The sequence below is a fragment of the Neobacillus camarae genome, from assembly GCF_054950115.1.
The window spans coordinates 1,363,300-1,378,080 of the sequence record NZ_JBUCKX010000002.1 but is presented as its reverse complement, the minus strand read 5'-3'; the positions used below and the strand labels follow the sequence as shown (position 1 = coordinate 1,378,080).

Below are 14,781 nucleotides of genomic sequence, written 5' to 3'. Positions count from 1 at the left end.
CATTTTCTTCATAGTAATTGAGGTATTTTTCACCTGTCAAATAATAGATGAAAGGCATGGAAACCAAAATATATTCCGAAGCCAATTAAGGATAACCCCGAGATGAAGGAAATAAACACCAACAGCTTGGATGTTAAAAAATTGCGGAAACTGCTTGCCACACCAGCCATCGTAATATCCCAAATCAATAACCCGATAAAAATAGCGCTGCTGTAAAGTATCAATTGACTTGTCTCATAGGTAGCCGCTGTCTTGGCCAGCACCGAACCATAGATTCCCAGCCAAAACAATATGGTTAAAGGATTCGAGATGGACATAAAGAAACCGGTAAAAAACGATTTTACCAATGGTTCTTTTCCCCGCGCTTGCTCTAAGGATATTTTACCGGCGTTCACCATCGTTTCTACGCCTGTGTAGACTAAGACAAAACAGCCGAACAGCCAGAGAAAGGTTTGGACAATTTCCGCCTCGAGAAATCTCACAACCCCTATGTAGACCACAAGCATATAAATACCATCGGCTATAACCGCACCGACCCCGATTAACCAGGAATGCATAAAGCCGTTACGGATTCCTCTGTCAATCTGTGCCGCATTAATCGGCCCAATGGGGGCAGCCAGCGATAGCCCTAATAAGATATAACTTATAAATACATTCATTCTTTCTACCCTCCCCTAAAAGCCTGTCTACCCATATTTATTCAGTAAGGGGAGGTTGTACCACAAAAAAATAAACAGGCCGCCTATAAATCAGCCTGTTCTAAGTGATTCCTGAAAAAATTGACTCAAAAAATCTATTGCTTTGTTTCCGAGACTTTTTTGCTATCCATATTGTACAAATCATCCTCTGCAATAGACTCCAATAAATGCCGTCTTGGGATTGGGAGATTTAACGTATCAATATCAACGATATATTTAGGGCGCTGTTTGGCTTCTTTATAAATCTTTCCTATGTATTCTCCAATCAGGCCGATTGCAATCAATTGCAGACCACCGATTAGCCAGATGGAAATGATCAACGACGTCCAACCGGTTTGGGTTGCCCCCCAAAATTTTAGCAATACAAAATAACCTCCAAATAACAAACTGGCCAGGAAGGAGAGCAGACCAATAATTAACACTAAGCGGATTGGGGATACAGAGAAAGAGGTAATCCCGTCAAAGGCGAACGCCAGCATTTTCTTAAGCGGATATTTGGTTTCACCTGCTTGTCTTTCCAAACGATCATAATAAACAGTATCCGAGCGGAACCCAAGTAAAGGTACAATTCCTCTTAAAAATAAATTGACCTCTTTAAAGCGATCCAGTTCCTGTAAAGCTCTTTTACTCATCAGCCGGAAATCTGCATGGTTGTAGACCAGGTCAACACCAAGCTTTTTCATCAAACGATAAAAACCCTGTGCAGTACTCCGTTTAAAAAATGTATCCGTTTCGCGGCTTTTACGGACACCGTATACAATGTCACAGCCTTCCTGAAATTTTACAATAAACTCCCGGATAACTCGTATATCATCCTGGAGGTCAGCATCAACGGAAACCACACAATCGGAAACCTCTTTTGCCGAACTCAATCCCGCAAGCAAAGCGTTTTGGTGCCCGACATTTCGGGCTAACTTCAGACCTCGGATTAACGGGTTGCGCAGTCCTTCTTTGTAGATTAAATTCCAGGTTTGGTCCTTGCTCCCGTCATCCACAAATAAAATTTTACTATTAGCAGAGACCAGTTCCTCGGCGATGAGATCTTTTAACAGCTGTCTGAGCCTAACAAACGTCTCCGGCAATACAGCTTCTTCGTTATAACAGGGTACTACTATCGTTAATATAGGTTCGATCATCAGCGTTTACCCCCGATGTTTAAAATGTTCTGTACAAGTATATTTTCCAAGCGGAAGACTTCGAGACGAAGGTCTTCTCCAGCCTCAACTGATTTTGCTCCGCATTATCGATCGGCAAGGCAGAAAAAATGTAACGGCCGCCCATTTCCCTAAAAACTTCGGTATTGAGTTCCAGGTTTTTCAAATGCCGTTTGGAATCTTTTTTTACCATGTATCTTTTCCCGAGCTGGGCGGTAAATAGGTAACACCGTCCACCCCACTTATCAAAATATTTACGGATGGTGCTATTTTTGGCCAATTCTTTTTCAATAATTTTTCTAAATTGATGTTTATAACTTAGCGGATAAAAGTTGTTATAGGTGTCAAGGGTATAAAACCCATTATACTGTGCAATCGCCGGATGGATTCCAATGCTGGCGACGCGGTATTTTTCCTGGGGCTGCCCGATATATTCTTTAATGTCATGAAATAATTCTTGGGCATAAAATTCCTTTACCGTTGGTTTATTTCGATAAATGACTTCATCATTGAATAAACATAAGAGCAAGATTTGCAGGGCTGCCAGCCACCTTGCCGTTTGTGACCAACTGAATCCCTGAAGCGAGATTATTTTTAGAGCAAGTGCAAAGCTGGCGTAAATGATCATAGGCCTCAAGAAGTGGTATCGGGCAAAATTAAACGTATTCATAAAATGGAACTTTTGCGTTAATGGCAGCCATCCTTCATAAAACCAAAAAGCATACCATAATGACAAAACAAAATTCAGGACAAATAAAAATACAAAGACTCGTTCCTGCCTCCAAAGCTTTTTGGAGAAGACAAAATAAAACGCAATAAACGTGGCAGGGACAATAAATAACGTATGGACAGTCATAACATGCGTGTGTCCAAGAAAATAGTTTTTGAATGTCAACCTGACAGCATGCCAAAATGAAAGATGGGCGTGAAAATATTCATCACGGCTGTTGGGCTCCCCCTTTACAAGGAAGGAGTAAACCAGCCGATACTCTACTAACATAAACACAAATACCATATACACAATGGAGAATAAAAACCGGAGATTCCAGCCCTTCCGTTTCATTGCATCGGATATCCACAGGAGCCCCATTGCAGATAAGAAAAAGAAAAACCCCAATACTATACTCGCGTAAAACGGCAGGAAGGTGAGCACCGCATAATTTTTTAGCGACTCCTCTCCCTTCCTGATGTTGAGAAACGCCCAAAGGGCAAGCGGCATCCCCAGTGTACTCAACATCCCCGATGGCCAAAACGGGGTCAAGGCAAAAGCCAAAGAAGCAGCAGTGTTCATGGGAAGCCATTTATCGCCGGGAAGGAAATGTTTTCTTAGCAATAAGTACATGCCGAAAAACGCGGCCACTCTGGTTAACGCTTGATTTAGTCCATAAGCGACCATGGTCGGGAATAATGAAAACAGCCACACGATGATACTATATTCCGTCCCAAACGCATTCCTTGGCAGGTATCCATTTATAATTTGGGGAATCACCCCAGACATCCCGCCAAACATTTGGCCGCTACGTGACAGCACTTTATACCACGCCAAATTGGAATCCAAATTATCGTGGACACGGATGTGGGCGTTTTCCTGCAGGATAAACAATGGTGAAAGATAGATTGCCAGAACGAGCAGGGCAAAAAGGATATATTTTTGCTCTTTTTTTACAGCGATCATCACTTATTGACACCTCATAAATGGTAAGTACTGGGTTATTCCTTCTTAAAATCTGCATAAAGTCACAAGATTATTCCTTTTTCCTCTTTAAATTGTTTATAAGTAGAATATTAGAAGATCATTTTTCGCAAATAATAAAAGGTGTGAATCAAAGAAGAGGTGACACCGATGCCCAACCGAATGTTTATCGGATTCTTGCGAATGCCGATGCTCATCCGATTTCTATTTATTGCATTGCTGGTATTCTTGACATTTGGAGTCTCTATTCATTTATTGGAGCCGGATACCTTTCCAACGGTGTTTGATGGCATCTGGTGGGCCATCATTACGGCCTCGACGGTTGGGTACGGCGATTATGTGCCCCATTCCTTGCTGGGAAGAATCACCGCTCTCATTTTGATTTTATTAGGGGTGGGATTTGTCTCCTCTTATTTTGGAACATTGGCTGCCGCTGCCGTTACCAAGCAGGATGCCTTTTTGGAGGGGAGAATTGCCTTTAAAGGGGAAGGCCATATCATTATCATCGGCTGGAACGAAAGGTCAAAAGAAATCATCCAAAAGATTATTCAAATGAGACAGCCCAGAATGGTCGTGCTCATTGACGAAACACTAGAGGAAAATCCAATCCCCTCCCGTTACCTGCATTTTATCAAGGGTAAAGCCCATGTTGACGAGACGATTATAAAAAGCGATATTCAAAATGCCGAGAAGGTCCTAATTACCGCGGACAGGGGAAATGATGAACTCCAGGCAGACATGAACAGTATTCTTACCTTACTCACCATTAAGGGGCTCTGTCCGACGTTAAAATGCATCATTGAGATTTTAACAGCCGAACAAGTTATCAATGCCAAACGGGCAGGTGCCGATGAAGTAATCCAGTCCAATAAGCTAACCAGTATTGTGATGCTGAATAGCATCCACGCCAATGAAGATGGACTGTTATCCACCATCGTTCAATTGCTCCAGGAAAATCGGTTGTCCACCTTTTTTGCCTCCGATTCTGATATTGGCAAAACCTTTCAAGAACTTGGCGAGAAAAGGACCGAAAACGGCTGCCTTCTAATTGGCATAAAAAGAGGAGAGGAAACACTGCTGAACCCTCCCCGCTCGATTGAAATTAAGGAAAATGACTTGCTGTTGGCCCTTCACTAAATTAGTCAGGCAGAAGCAAGGTTTCCAATTTGGAGACCAGTGCTTTTCCAGCCTCAACATATTCACTTGGAATACCGTCATCCTTATCTACCGGCTCTTGGAATTGATTGAATGAAGCAGAGAAGTTACCCACCTCTCCTTGTTCATCCACTCCAGACTCATATTGATGGGATAACAGAAATGGCTTTCCCAGCTTCACAATACAATTATCGGCATCGAGCTGGCTGTCTACTGCTGAAAATGGCAGCCTTAGAAACTGGTAGCCCTGTTCATCATTCAGCTTGTAATCAAAGCAGCCATGGTCATAATCCCAATTGCCGCCAATCGTATAGCCGATTGGTTTTAATTTTTGCTCCAATTCATATAGGTCAAACTGCTTACCTTCGACTTTCGATTGCAATTCAATCATTGTCGTTACCCCCTTTCAACCATTCCCTGTTAGTTTCTCCAATCGAACAAATTCCATTAAAAAAGTGCTGACCATGATGATCAGCACTTTTTGATATCAATATTTCTTATAACCTTTTTTCAAGCTCGGCTTTTTTCTCTTCATATCCAGGCTTACCTAACAGGGCAAACATATTCACTTTATAAGCCTCGACGCCAGGCTGGTCGAACGGATTCACACCAAGCAAATAGCCGCTCATCGCACAGGCCTTTTCAAAGAAATACACAAGATAGCCAAATGTGTACTCGTCCATTTGTGGGATAGTCACAATTAAATTTGGAACCCCGCCGTCCGTATGGGCAAGCATAGTTCCTTGGAAAGCCTTATTGTTAACAAAATCAATGGTTTGGCCTGCCAGATAATTTAAACCATCCAAGTCATTTTCAACCGCTTCAATGGTTAATTCATGGCGTGGCTTCTCCACTTTGACAATTGTTTCAAATATATCGCGGCGGCCTTCCTGAACATATTGTCCGAGCGAATGCAAATCAGTGGAGAAGTTAGCGGATGAAGGATAAATTCCTTTCTGGTCTTTCCCTTCACTTTCCCCAAACAGCTGCTTCCACCATTCTGAAAAATATTGCAGCCCTGGCTCGTAATTGATGAGCATTTCAATGGTTTTCCCTTTATTATAAAGAATGTTGCGAACGGCTGCGTATTGATAGGCAGCATTTTGCTCCAATTCAGAGCTGCTGAAATCCTCTTGTGCTTGAGCAGCGCCGGTCATCATTTTTTCAATGTCCGCCCCACTGACAGCAATCGGCAGCAAACCAACGGCTGTAAGGACTGAATAACGGCCTCCGACATCGTCTGGAATCACAAATGTCTCATAACCTTCCTCATTAGAAAGTGTCTTTAACGCGCCTCTTTCTTTATCAGTGGTGGCATAAATCCGTTTGCGCGCTTCCTCCACTCCGTATTTTTCTTCCAGCAGCTTGCGGAAAATCCGGAAAGCAATAGCTGGTTCCGTTGTCGTGCCTGATTTGGAAATAACATTGATGGAAAAATCTTTCCCTTCAAGCAAATCCATTACATCTCTCATATAAGAGGAACTGATATTATTTCCAGCAAAAATAATTTGTGGTGTTTTCCGTTTTTCTTTAGGAAGCGCATTGTAAAAACTATGCTGAAGCATTTCAATGGCAGCTCTGGCCCCTAAATAAGAGCCGCCAATTCCTATTACCAGAAGGACATCTGAATCGGATTGAATCTTCACAGCAGCTTTTTGAATCCGTGAAAATTCTTCTTTATCATAATTAGTTGGAAGGTCAATCCAGCCTATAAAGTCACTGCCTGCTCCTGTTTTCTCATGCAGGGAATGATGGACCACTTTCACCAGGTCCCGCATATATGTAATTTCATGTTCTCCAAAAAAGGTAAGTGCTTTTGAGTAGTCAAAACGAACGTGTGTCATGCATACTCCTCCAAAATTTTATTTTCAATAACCACTTTATCGAATGACAAGCAGAATATCAAGATTACCCATATGATGTAAGCGTGCCCATTCACGATAATTTTTTTACATGGTAAAAAAGAACCCGGACCGTTCAATCCGGGTTCTTGGTTTTTATAATGAAGCGCGATAAATGGCTAGAACATCTTCACGATTTAGTTTGGCAAATCGGCCGAATTCACCGTTTACCATTGCACGGTCTGCCATCACATCGAGTTTGCTGTCATCAATGTTATAATCTGCCAGGCGCGATGGTGCCCCGATACTGTTCCAGAACTCGCGAAGTTTGCGAATGCCTTCCAATCCCACTTCCTCCGGTGTTTTTCCTTCAGGGTTCACCCCAAATACCCTAACAGCCAATTTTTTAAACCGTTCCGGCTTCACGTTTAGATTATGCTCCATCCAATGTGGGAACAAAATCGCCAATCCGCCGCCATGCGGGATATCATAAACCGCAGAAACCGCATGCTCGAGATTGTGGGTGGCCCAATCCCCATTGTAACCCATATTCAACATTCCGTTTAACGCCATTGTGCCGCTGTAAAGAATTGTGGCACGGTAATCATAGTTTTCAAGGTCCTCCAGCAATTTTGGCGCGGTTTCCATCACTGTCAAAAGCAATCCTTCGCACATGCGGTCCTGAAAGTCCGTGTTTTCTTCTAAATGAAAATAGTGTTCAAAAACGTGTGACATCATATCGACGATACCGTAAATGGTTTGATTTTTTGGTACGGAGTATGTATGTACCGGGTCCAAAATAGAAAACTGCGGGAATGTTAACGGACTTCCCCAGCCATATTTTTCGTTGGTTTCCCAATTGGTGATGACCGAGCCCGAGTTCATTTCAGATCCAGTGGCCGCAAGAGTCAATACCGTTCCAAATGGAAGAGCTTCTTTGACAAATGCTTTTTTGGTCACAAGGTCCCAAGCGTCACCGTCATATTTTGCACCGGCAGCGATTAGTTTTGTGCAGTCGATGACACTTCCGCCGCCTACTGCTAACAAAAATTGAATTCCTTCCTGTTTGCAAATTTCAACACCTTTGCGGGCAGTTGTGATTCGTGGATTCGGTTCCACACCGGAAAGTTCAAAAACCTCTGTCCCAATTTCTTTTAACAGGTTGATGACGTTCTCATATAGACCGGTCCGTTTAATACTTCCGCCGCCATAGACAAGCAATACCTTTTTACCAAAACGGGGTACCTCTGTTTTTAATTGTTCAAGTTGTTCTTTTCCAAAGATTAGTTTAGTCGGGTTTCTAAAAGTGAAATTTTGCAAATTCAACACCATCCTTTCCATTCTTCATTATAGTATAGTCTGTTGTTTTGCCAAAAAAATTTGTTCTTTTTCCATGAATATTTTAAGGCCATTATCTAATTCTATAACTGATATGAATATTACCTAAAAAAGGAGGAACCATTTTGAGCGCTATCCAACGTATTGCACTTGTTCTTACCATTATCGGCGCCATCAACTGGGGGCTGATTGGCTTTTTTCAATTTGATTTAGTCGCCAGCATCTTTGGCGGCCAAGACAGTGCCCTTTCCAGAATTATATATGGTTTGGTCGGCATTGCAGGTCTGATTAACCTCGGCCTTCTATTCAAGCCAAATCGTGAAACTGTAAGGTCTCCTGAAACAAGCCAGACATAAGTAAGCACAACCGAAAAGCCGGCAAAATTGGCCGGCTTTTCTTTTTGTCTTTAAATTGGCTGTGGATTGCCGCGAAAGAAGCTCCGCGAACTCAAGGGCGTGCTGTGGAGCCCCTCGGCGCTGGAAGCACCTGCAGGGTTTCCCCTGCCCCGTACTCCCGCAGAACATTGAAATTCAACCTCGGAACCCTGCCCACGCACGAAGAAAATGCGATAGCATCATTGAGGATTTTCGAGAAGTCGAGCTTATCCGCTCCAATCAACAGAGATTTATAAAATCAACAATTTCTTTTGATCAAGACTTTCTTTTTTGGATCTTAACCAAATACTTTCCGAATCTTTTCCATGGCCCAATCCAATTCTTCCTTAGTGATGACCAATGGCGGGGCAAACCTGATAACCGTGTTGTGTGTCTCCTTGCACAATAGACCTTGTTCTTTTAGCTGTTCACAGTATTTTCTGGCCGGTTCGTCAAGTACCATGCCAATAAATAATCCCCGTCCGCGGATTTCTTTAATCTTCGGATTTTTTAATTGCCTTAACTCACGGATGAAATACTCTCCCAGTTGGAGTGATCGTTCCGCCAGCTTTTCACCCACCAGTACATCGAGGGAGGCCATTGAAACTGCACAAGCCATTGGATTTCCTCCAAATGTCGACCCATGTGAACCTGGATTGAATACGCCTAAAATGTCCTTATCAGCCGCAACACAGGAAATCGGAAACACACCTCCGCCCAGTGCTTTCCCAAGGATATACATATCCGGCTCAATTCCCTCCCAATCGCAGGCAAACATTTTTCCCGTCCTTCCTAAACCCGCTTGAATTTCGTCAGCAATAAATAACACATTATTATGCTTGCAAAGCTCATAGGCAGATTTTAGGTACCCTTCCGGCGGGATGACGATTCCTGCTTCCCCTTGGATTGGCTCCACTATGAAGGCAGCCGTATTCGGCGTTATCACTGCTTTTAATGCTTCCAAATCACCATATGGAACGAGTTTGATGCCCGGAAGCATCGGGCCAAACCCCCGTTGATACTCTTCCTCTGATGATAATGATACCGCTGTCATTGTCCGCCCATGGAAATTGCCGGAACAACCGATTACTTCAGCCTGGTTTTCCTCGATTCCCTTTACATCATAACCCCAGCGGCGTGCTGCTTTTATAGCGGTTTCCACGGCTTCGGCTCCTGTATTCATCGGAAGAGCCATGTCTTTGTTGGTCAACCGGCAGATTTTCTCATACCATGGTCCAAGCTGATCATTATGAAAGGCACGGGAAGTCAACGTGACTTTGTCTGCCTGTTCCTTTAATGCATGGATGATTTTAGGATGCCGGTGACCTTGGTTAACAGCGGAATATGCGCTTAACATATCCATATATTTATTGCCTTCGGGATCGTTGACCCATACACCTTCGGCATAAGAGATTACAATTGGCAGCGGGTTATAGTTTTTTGCTCCATACTTGTCTGTCACTTCAATAATTTCCTTTGACTTATCTTCGATGGATGACATAACCATTCCTCCCCTTACCGATAGTGAATTTAAAAAAATAAGGACTAGTACAAACAAATAATATGCAAGTCCTAGGCCTTATTATGGTTATTTTTTTATTAAGTCTTCTCGCTGTGATTGGTCAATCCACTCTTGCAGCTTGTCTTTTAACGTGTTGAATCCCTGTTGTCCTTCAACTTCTGGGATAATGGCGGCTGCCTGGCGCTTCCGGGGTTTTTTAGCCTTTACGGTTTGTGCAGGAGCCTCTTCCGTAGCTTTGATGGAAAGACCGATTTTCCCTGCATTCTCATCAATAGATAAAACCTTTACCTTAATTTCGTCGCCTACTTTAAGGTGGTCATTAATATCCTTTACATACCCATGGGTAATTTCTGAAATATGAACAAGACCCTGCGTATTTTCGTCTAATGCCACGAATGCTCCGTATGGTTGAATTCCTGTTACTTTTCCTGTTATGATACTTCCTGGTTCAATTTTTTCTGACATGAAAACACTCCTAAATATACAAATTAATTTCCTATTTATATGCAATAAAAAATTATATCATAATTAGACTCCCAAATCAAAGCAGTATCCGTATCTTATGTGAAATTAACGAAAAAATACCCATAATTTGTAACATAATATTCATAACAATTCCGACACCAGAGAGCATTCCAGCGTTAAACTATATTTAAAAAAGAGGTGATCAGGATGAGTCAATCAATGGGGCAAACGATAAAAGACGCAAGGGAAATAAGGAAGATGACCCAGGAAGAGCTTGCAAGGAGAATGAGAGTGGGAATTCATACGATTGAAAAGTATGAATCCGGAGAGCAAATTCCGAGTAATGAGACTATATTAAGGCTGTCCACTGTATTAGATATCCCCGCTTCCGTGCTCAATGACAGCCTGAAACATCGTACAGCCTCCTCATAACGGACCTGCCGACAATGATAATAAAAGAGAATAAGGACTAAACCTTGCAGGATTTTCTTCATTCTCTTTCATTTTTTCATGGAAGACGTATAAGGGTAGAAATTACTGGATAAACTTATTGTATAAGCTTTCTAGTATTCCCCCCCTTTTTGAGCGGACAACTGTTGTATGGTTGTCCGTTTTTTTATTGCATGGCTCTGTTAATCGGCTGTTAATTGCAGCGAATGAAGCTCAGCGAACCCCGCGGGCGTGCCGGGGGAGTCTCCCTAGCCCTGTACTCCCGCAGGAGTCGAGCTTATCTGCTCCCATCAACAGAATGACAGAAATCAATAGTATTGTTTAACAGAGCCTATTGCAAAAGCAAAGCTATAACGAACAGGATTGGTTTGCCTTAATTTCTAATAATTTTAAAGCTACATGGTAACAGCTCTCAAAGGGAATGACTTTTTCAAATGAAAATTCATAAATACCTTGGATATTTCTTGCTAGTTTGTCCGGATCATCTATTACATGAACTGCCTGAATCACATCGGCAATTTCCGTTTCATAGCTTCCGGCACTTAGTTTGAATGGGTCCCATTCGTTTAACATATCGACAAACTTTAAATTGGTTTGAACTTCTTCTCTCATGTTTCCACCTATTACTTTTTTCGGTTTGTGTCGTTCAAAGTATCTTATTTTAGCACATAGGCAGCGAGGACACTTTGAAGCTCGTAAATATTTAAGTTCTTATTAAATTGCTTTTGCAGCGGCAGAGCGTTTCCGGAAATCCAAATTTTCAATTCCGCATCTAAATCAAAGTTTCCAGCTGTCTCGATACTAAAGTGGGTTATGTTTTTATAAGGGATGGAATGATATTCTACCTTTTTGCCGGTTACTCCCTGTTTATCCACTAAAATTAACCGCTTATTCGTAAAAATAAACAAATCCCGGATTAGCTTATAAGCCTTTTCAATCCTTTCACCAGGGGCCAGAATTTTAACATATTCCTTCTCTATTTCAGCTGCATTGACCTCGGAGGCATTGCCCATTAAGCCATCTAAGAAACCCATACATATCACCCTCATACTTTAATAGTGTAAGTATACATAATGAGCCCAGGTTAGAAAACTCACCAGTGCCTATTACCTATATTTTTTCATCATTAGTGATATCTTCTTTAACCTGATATTATTATGCCTTTGAAGTATACCCACTATGACCTTTCGCAGGCAGATTGCTGCACATGTTCCAATAGCTGCTCTCCAGAAATCAGCGCATCTCCGCCGCCTTGGGCAAACTGGTCACTGCCGCCGCCTTTTCCGTTGATAAGTGTAAGGGCATGAGTCAGTATTTGTTTCATGCTCTCAGCCCGCGCTTCCCCCCGTGCACATACAAGCTGAAGACGATTTTCATTTTCTGAGATCAGGAACACAACGGCTTGACTATTTTCTGCAACCATTAATCGTGCTAACTTTTGAAGCTCCTGTATGGTACGATTTTGAAATACCGCTCCTACAAAACGATCGTCCCTATTTTCGAGCAGCTCTCTTGCCTCATATTGAAGCAGCATTGCTTGTTGTGTTTCAAGCTGCTTTTCGGTTATTTTTGCCCCTTCCAACATCCTATTAACGGCTTGTTCCATATCTCGTTCTGGTGCATTTAATAATTTCGTTAATTCCAAGAGAATTTTTTGTTTTTGGCCAAACTGGGTTAAAACCCGCTCCCCGCATATAAACGTAAGACGGACTTTTTTCTTCTGCCTTTCCCAATTCAATATTTTAATCGCACGTACCTCACCAGTGGCTTTGGGGTGGGTGCCGCCGCATCCATTATAATCATATTCTGGAATAATGACCAACCGAATATTGTCCTTTACCTTTGTTTCCTTTCTGAGAGGGTATTTTGATAGCTCCGCTTCGGTTACCCACTTCGTCTCAATGGCTCGGTTTTCCAAAATCATTCGATTTGCCAAACGTTCAGCGGCATCAGCTTGGTCTTCTGTCAGCTCTTCAGTTTCCAGATCAATGGTAACCACATCATTCCCAAGGTGGAATCCAATTGTTTTATATTCAAATAATTGTTCAAAGGCTGCAGAAAGGATATGTTGACCTGCATGCTGCTGCATATGGTCAAACCGTCGTTCCCAGTTAATCGTGCAGCGTATCTCGTTATCAGGATTATGTAAAGGACTCTCAAGATAATGAAAAATTTCTCCGTCTATTTCTTCGACATTAACCACTTGTTGATTTCCGATAAAACCAGTATCGTACGGCTGGCCCCCTCCAGTGGGATAAAAAGCGGTCTGGTCCAATACTGCCCGCCATTTGCCGTCTTTGTCCTGTTCCTGTCTCATAACATGAGCAGTAAAATTCTTTATATATGCATCATCATAATAAAGTTTTGTAGCCAATTTAAACACTCCTCGTCTTTTGTTCCCATTTCACCTATAACTTCAGTATAGTAGAACCCATTCAAAATGAAAACCTGCCCCTAAGGAGAAGGCAGGTCTTAGAATGAGTTTAGGGATTATGTCCATTTGAACATATTCTAAAGCTGTTATTTTTTCTTGTCCTTCCTAAATGGATACTGGCTCCCATATTGGCCGGACTGTAATTGCGGAAAGCCTCCCATTTGCGGGGAACCTCCCATTTGTGGGAATCCTCCCATTTGCGGGGAACCTCCCATCTGCGGGAATCCTCCCATTTGCGGGGAACCTCCCATTTGCGGGAATCCTCCCATTTGCGGGAATCCTCCCATTTGCGGGGAACCTCCCATTTGCGGGAATCCTCCCATTTGCGGGAATCCTCCCATTTGCGGGAATCCTCCCATTTGGCCAGGCATTCCTTGTAACCCTCCTGGAAATTGTCGTTTTGTCATAGTGATCGCCTCCTTTGTGTCTCATGATAGAGTATGTCTTTCTTTTTGGATTAGCTTAGATGTTCACCTAAGTTTGTTAAATAATTAAACCAATCCACGAAAACAGGCTTATCCATTTCAACATAACGACAAAAAAAAAGAACAGCCTCTTTTCAGCTGTCCTTTGGTCCGGTTTGACTGTTTTTTAAGCGTTCTTCTAATTGCTTTGCCTGCTGCTCTTCCCGTTTGGATATTTTCACAAATAAACGCATGGCAACAATGGCTCCCGCCATAAAGATTACCAACGAAATGACGGCAGGTACATATTCCGATTTATCCTCTGGAAAATAAAGGAATAAAGACAACACCAGTGAATGAAACATTTTATTCTCCCTTTCTGCAGAGAACACATATTAATAACTAATTATAGCAATATGAAATAATTCCATCCACTAATCAGCTTATTTTAAGACCTTAATTTCCTTTATCGTCACATCACTTTCCGGCTTGTCCTTAGCATCGACAGAAGTGCCGGCAATGGCGTCAACCACATCCATTCCTTCAACCACCTGGCCAAATACAGTATGCCGGCCATCGAGCCATGGTGTTCCGCCATTCTGATCATATGCCTTGATGATTTCGTCCGGATAACCGGCTTTTTTCAATTGTTCTTTCATAGACGGGTCCAGTTTCGTGCTTTGAACGATAAAGAACTGACTTCCATTCGTATTGGCCCCGGCATTTGCCATGGATAATGCCCCGCGGACATTGAACAGATTCTGTGAGAATTCATCCTCGAACGGTTTCCCCCAGATACTTTCCCCGCCGGTTCCATTCCCTTTTGGGTCACCACCTTGAATCATAAAATCCTTAATAACCCGGTGAAAAATCAGCCCATTATAATAACCCTGTTCACTATGGGTGATAAAATTTTCGACTGCTTTCGGAGCATATTCCGGGAACAATTTAATTTTGATATTCCCCATAGATGTCTCCATTTCCACCAGCCGCTCGGTATCCGAAACCTCATTTGTCAACTGGGGATAAACTGCGTTTGCCACTTGGCTGTCTCCTTCCTTCTGATCCGTCTTAGGTTTAGAAATTTCCGGTTTCGCCCCCTTGTTACTGCTTGTCCCGCAGCCAGCGAGAGCAAGGAACATAACCATTATGATGCCTATCAAACTAATTACCCCATACTTTCTCATATTAGTTTTCCTCCGAATTTTTGACTTTAATCAAAATCATGGACAGCACTATATTTTTAATTTAGC

General features: G+C 42.4%; 17 protein-coding genes. 3 read left to right on the top strand and 14 right to left on the bottom strand.

Annotated elements, in window-relative coordinates; all coding sequences use genetic code 11:
* Positions 1–29: 29 nt before the first annotated feature.
* The 3 genes from ACY8D0_RS14205 to ACY8D0_RS14195 all read right to left on the bottom strand — a co-directional run bounded on the left by ACY8D0_RS14205 (position 30) and on the right by ACY8D0_RS14195 (position 3,527).
* Positions 30–659, bottom strand: a complete 630-nt coding sequence (locus ACY8D0_RS14205; RefSeq protein WP_462411149.1) for a LysE family transporter — start codon at positions 657–659, stop codon at positions 30–32.
* Positions 660–793: 134 nt separating this feature from the next.
* Entirely contained in the window at positions 794–1,834 is a 1,041-nt protein-coding gene (locus tag ACY8D0_RS14200) for a glycosyltransferase family 2 protein (RefSeq protein ID WP_462411148.1), read from the bottom strand.
* 19 nt (positions 1,835–1,853) lie between these two features.
* Positions 1,854–3,527 carry a DUF6044 family protein gene (locus ACY8D0_RS14195; RefSeq protein ID WP_462411147.1) on the bottom strand — a complete coding sequence of 558 codons (1,674 nt, stop codon included), beginning with the start codon at positions 3,525–3,527 and terminating at the stop codon, positions 1,854–1,856.
* A gap of 168 nt (positions 3,528–3,695) precedes the next feature.
* Here ACY8D0_RS14195 and ACY8D0_RS14190 point away from each other — a divergent pair, with 168 nt between their 5' ends.
* Entirely contained in the window at positions 3,696–4,682 is a 987-nt protein-coding gene (locus tag ACY8D0_RS14190) for a potassium channel family protein (RefSeq protein WP_462411146.1), read from the top strand.
* Position 4,683: 1 nt separating this feature from the next.
* Here ACY8D0_RS14190 and ACY8D0_RS14185 read toward each other — a convergent pair whose 3' ends face one another.
* From ACY8D0_RS14185 to ACY8D0_RS14175, 3 genes are all read right to left on the bottom strand, one after another.
* Entirely contained in the window at positions 4,684–5,091 is a 408-nt protein-coding gene (locus ACY8D0_RS14185; RefSeq protein WP_462411145.1) for a YugN-like family protein, read from the bottom strand.
* Between the two features lie 106 nt (positions 5,092–5,197).
* Positions 5,198–6,544 (bottom strand): glucose-6-phosphate isomerase, encoded by a 1,347-nt coding sequence (locus ACY8D0_RS14180; protein ID WP_462411144.1) that lies wholly within the window; start codon positions 6,542–6,544, stop codon positions 5,198–5,200.
* A gap of 153 nt (positions 6,545–6,697) precedes the next feature.
* Positions 6,698–7,861, bottom strand: a complete 1,164-nt coding sequence (locus tag ACY8D0_RS14175) for an iron-containing alcohol dehydrogenase (RefSeq protein WP_462411143.1) — start codon at positions 7,859–7,861, stop codon at positions 6,698–6,700.
* 143 nt (positions 7,862–8,004) lie between these two features.
* On the opposite strand from ACY8D0_RS14175, the gene ACY8D0_RS14170 reads away from it, so the two are divergent.
* Positions 8,005–8,235, top strand: coding sequence for a DUF378 domain-containing protein (locus tag ACY8D0_RS14170; RefSeq protein WP_462411142.1), 231 nt, complete (start codon positions 8,005–8,007; stop codon positions 8,233–8,235).
* 316 nt (positions 8,236–8,551) lie between these two features.
* On the opposite strand, the gene ACY8D0_RS14165 is transcribed toward ACY8D0_RS14170, so the two are convergent.
* Together ACY8D0_RS14165 and yugI are read right to left on the bottom strand one after the other, a co-directional pair.
* The gene (locus tag ACY8D0_RS14165; RefSeq protein WP_462411141.1) at positions 8,552–9,754 is read right to left on the bottom strand and encodes an ornithine--oxo-acid transaminase; all 1,203 of its coding nucleotides are present in this window, start codon (positions 9,752–9,754) and stop codon (positions 8,552–8,554) included.
* Positions 9,755–9,841: 87 nt separating this feature from the next.
* The gene (yugI, locus tag ACY8D0_RS14160; protein ID WP_462411140.1) at positions 9,842–10,240 is read right to left on the bottom strand and encodes a S1 domain-containing post-transcriptional regulator GSP13; all 399 of its coding nucleotides are present in this window, start codon (positions 10,238–10,240) and stop codon (positions 9,842–9,844) included.
* Positions 10,241–10,447: 207 nt separating this feature from the next.
* Here yugI and ACY8D0_RS14155 point away from each other — a divergent pair, with 207 nt between their 5' ends.
* On the top strand, positions 10,448–10,672 hold the full coding sequence (locus ACY8D0_RS14155) for a helix-turn-helix transcriptional regulator (RefSeq protein WP_462411139.1): 225 nt from the start codon (positions 10,448–10,450) through the stop codon (positions 10,670–10,672).
* A 366-nt stretch (positions 10,673–11,038) separates the two neighbouring features.
* Here the strand turns inward: ACY8D0_RS14155 and ACY8D0_RS14150 are convergent, their stop codons facing one another.
* From ACY8D0_RS14150 to ACY8D0_RS14125, 6 genes are all read right to left on the bottom strand, one after another.
* Positions 11,039–11,302: a DUF1871 family protein gene (locus ACY8D0_RS14150; RefSeq protein ID WP_462411138.1), complete on the bottom strand. Its 264-nt coding sequence runs from the start codon at positions 11,300–11,302 to the stop codon at positions 11,039–11,041.
* 44 nt (positions 11,303–11,346) lie between these two features.
* Positions 11,347–11,724: a PH domain-containing protein gene (locus ACY8D0_RS14145; RefSeq protein WP_462411137.1), complete on the bottom strand. Its 378-nt coding sequence runs from the start codon at positions 11,722–11,724 to the stop codon at positions 11,347–11,349.
* Positions 11,725–11,867: 143 nt separating this feature from the next.
* Entirely contained in the window at positions 11,868–13,064 is a 1,197-nt protein-coding gene (locus ACY8D0_RS14140; protein ID WP_462411136.1) for an alanyl-tRNA editing protein, read from the bottom strand.
* A 146-nt stretch (positions 13,065–13,210) separates the two neighbouring features.
* On the bottom strand, positions 13,211–13,531 hold the full coding sequence (locus tag ACY8D0_RS14135) for a hypothetical protein (protein ID WP_462411135.1): 321 nt from the start codon (positions 13,529–13,531) through the stop codon (positions 13,211–13,213).
* Positions 13,532–13,683: 152 nt separating this feature from the next.
* Positions 13,684–13,893, bottom strand: coding sequence for a hypothetical protein (locus tag ACY8D0_RS14130; protein WP_462411134.1), 210 nt, complete (start codon positions 13,891–13,893; stop codon positions 13,684–13,686).
* 78 nt (positions 13,894–13,971) lie between these two features.
* Positions 13,972–14,715: a peptidylprolyl isomerase gene (locus ACY8D0_RS14125; RefSeq protein WP_462411133.1), complete on the bottom strand. Its 744-nt coding sequence runs from the start codon at positions 14,713–14,715 to the stop codon at positions 13,972–13,974.
* Between the last annotated feature and the right edge of the window lie 66 nt (positions 14,716–14,781).

Excerpts from the sequence above, each read along its gene's own strand:
- ACY8D0_RS14130 (WP_462411134.1), bottom strand. The coding sequence starts at position 13,893 with ATGTTTCATTCACTGGTGTTGTCTTTATTCCTTTATTTTCCAGAGGAT.
- ACY8D0_RS14145 (WP_462411137.1), bottom strand. The coding sequence starts at position 11,724 with ATGGGTTTCTTAGATGGCTTAATGGGCAATGCCTCCGAGGTCAATGCA.
- ACY8D0_RS14135 (WP_462411135.1), bottom strand. The coding sequence starts at position 13,531 with ATGACAAAACGACAATTTCCAGGAGGGTTACAAGGAATGCCTGGCCAA.
- ACY8D0_RS14165 (WP_462411141.1), bottom strand. The coding sequence starts at position 9,754 with ATGTCATCCATCGAAGATAAGTCAAAGGAAATTATTGAAGTGACAGAC.
- ACY8D0_RS14150 (WP_462411138.1), bottom strand. The coding sequence starts at position 11,302 with ATGAGAGAAGAAGTTCAAACCAATTTAAAGTTTGTCGATATGTTAAAC.
- ACY8D0_RS14190 (WP_462411146.1), top strand. The coding sequence starts at position 3,696 with ATGCCCAACCGAATGTTTATCGGATTCTTGCGAATGCCGATGCTCATC.
- ACY8D0_RS14155 (WP_462411139.1), top strand. The coding sequence starts at position 10,448 with ATGAGTCAATCAATGGGGCAAACGATAAAAGACGCAAGGGAAATAAGG.
- ACY8D0_RS14125 (WP_462411133.1), bottom strand. The coding sequence starts at position 14,715 with ATGAGAAAGTATGGGGTAATTAGTTTGATAGGCATCATAATGGTTATG.
- ACY8D0_RS14195 (WP_462411147.1), bottom strand. The coding sequence starts at position 3,527 with ATGATCGCTGTAAAAAAAGAGCAAAAATATATCCTTTTTGCCCTGCTC.
- ACY8D0_RS14185 (WP_462411145.1), bottom strand. The coding sequence starts at position 5,091 with ATGATTGAATTGCAATCGAAAGTCGAAGGTAAGCAGTTTGACCTATAT.
- yugI (WP_462411140.1), bottom strand. The coding sequence starts at position 10,240 with ATGTCAGAAAAAATTGAACCAGGAAGTATCATAACAGGAAAAGTAACA.
- ACY8D0_RS14180 (WP_462411144.1), bottom strand. The coding sequence starts at position 6,544 with ATGACACACGTTCGTTTTGACTACTCAAAAGCACTTACCTTTTTTGGA.
- ACY8D0_RS14205 (WP_462411149.1), bottom strand. The coding sequence starts at position 659 with ATGAATGTATTTATAAGTTATATCTTATTAGGGCTATCGCTGGCTGCC.
- ACY8D0_RS14200 (WP_462411148.1), bottom strand. The coding sequence starts at position 1,834 with ATGATCGAACCTATATTAACGATAGTAGTACCCTGTTATAACGAAGAA.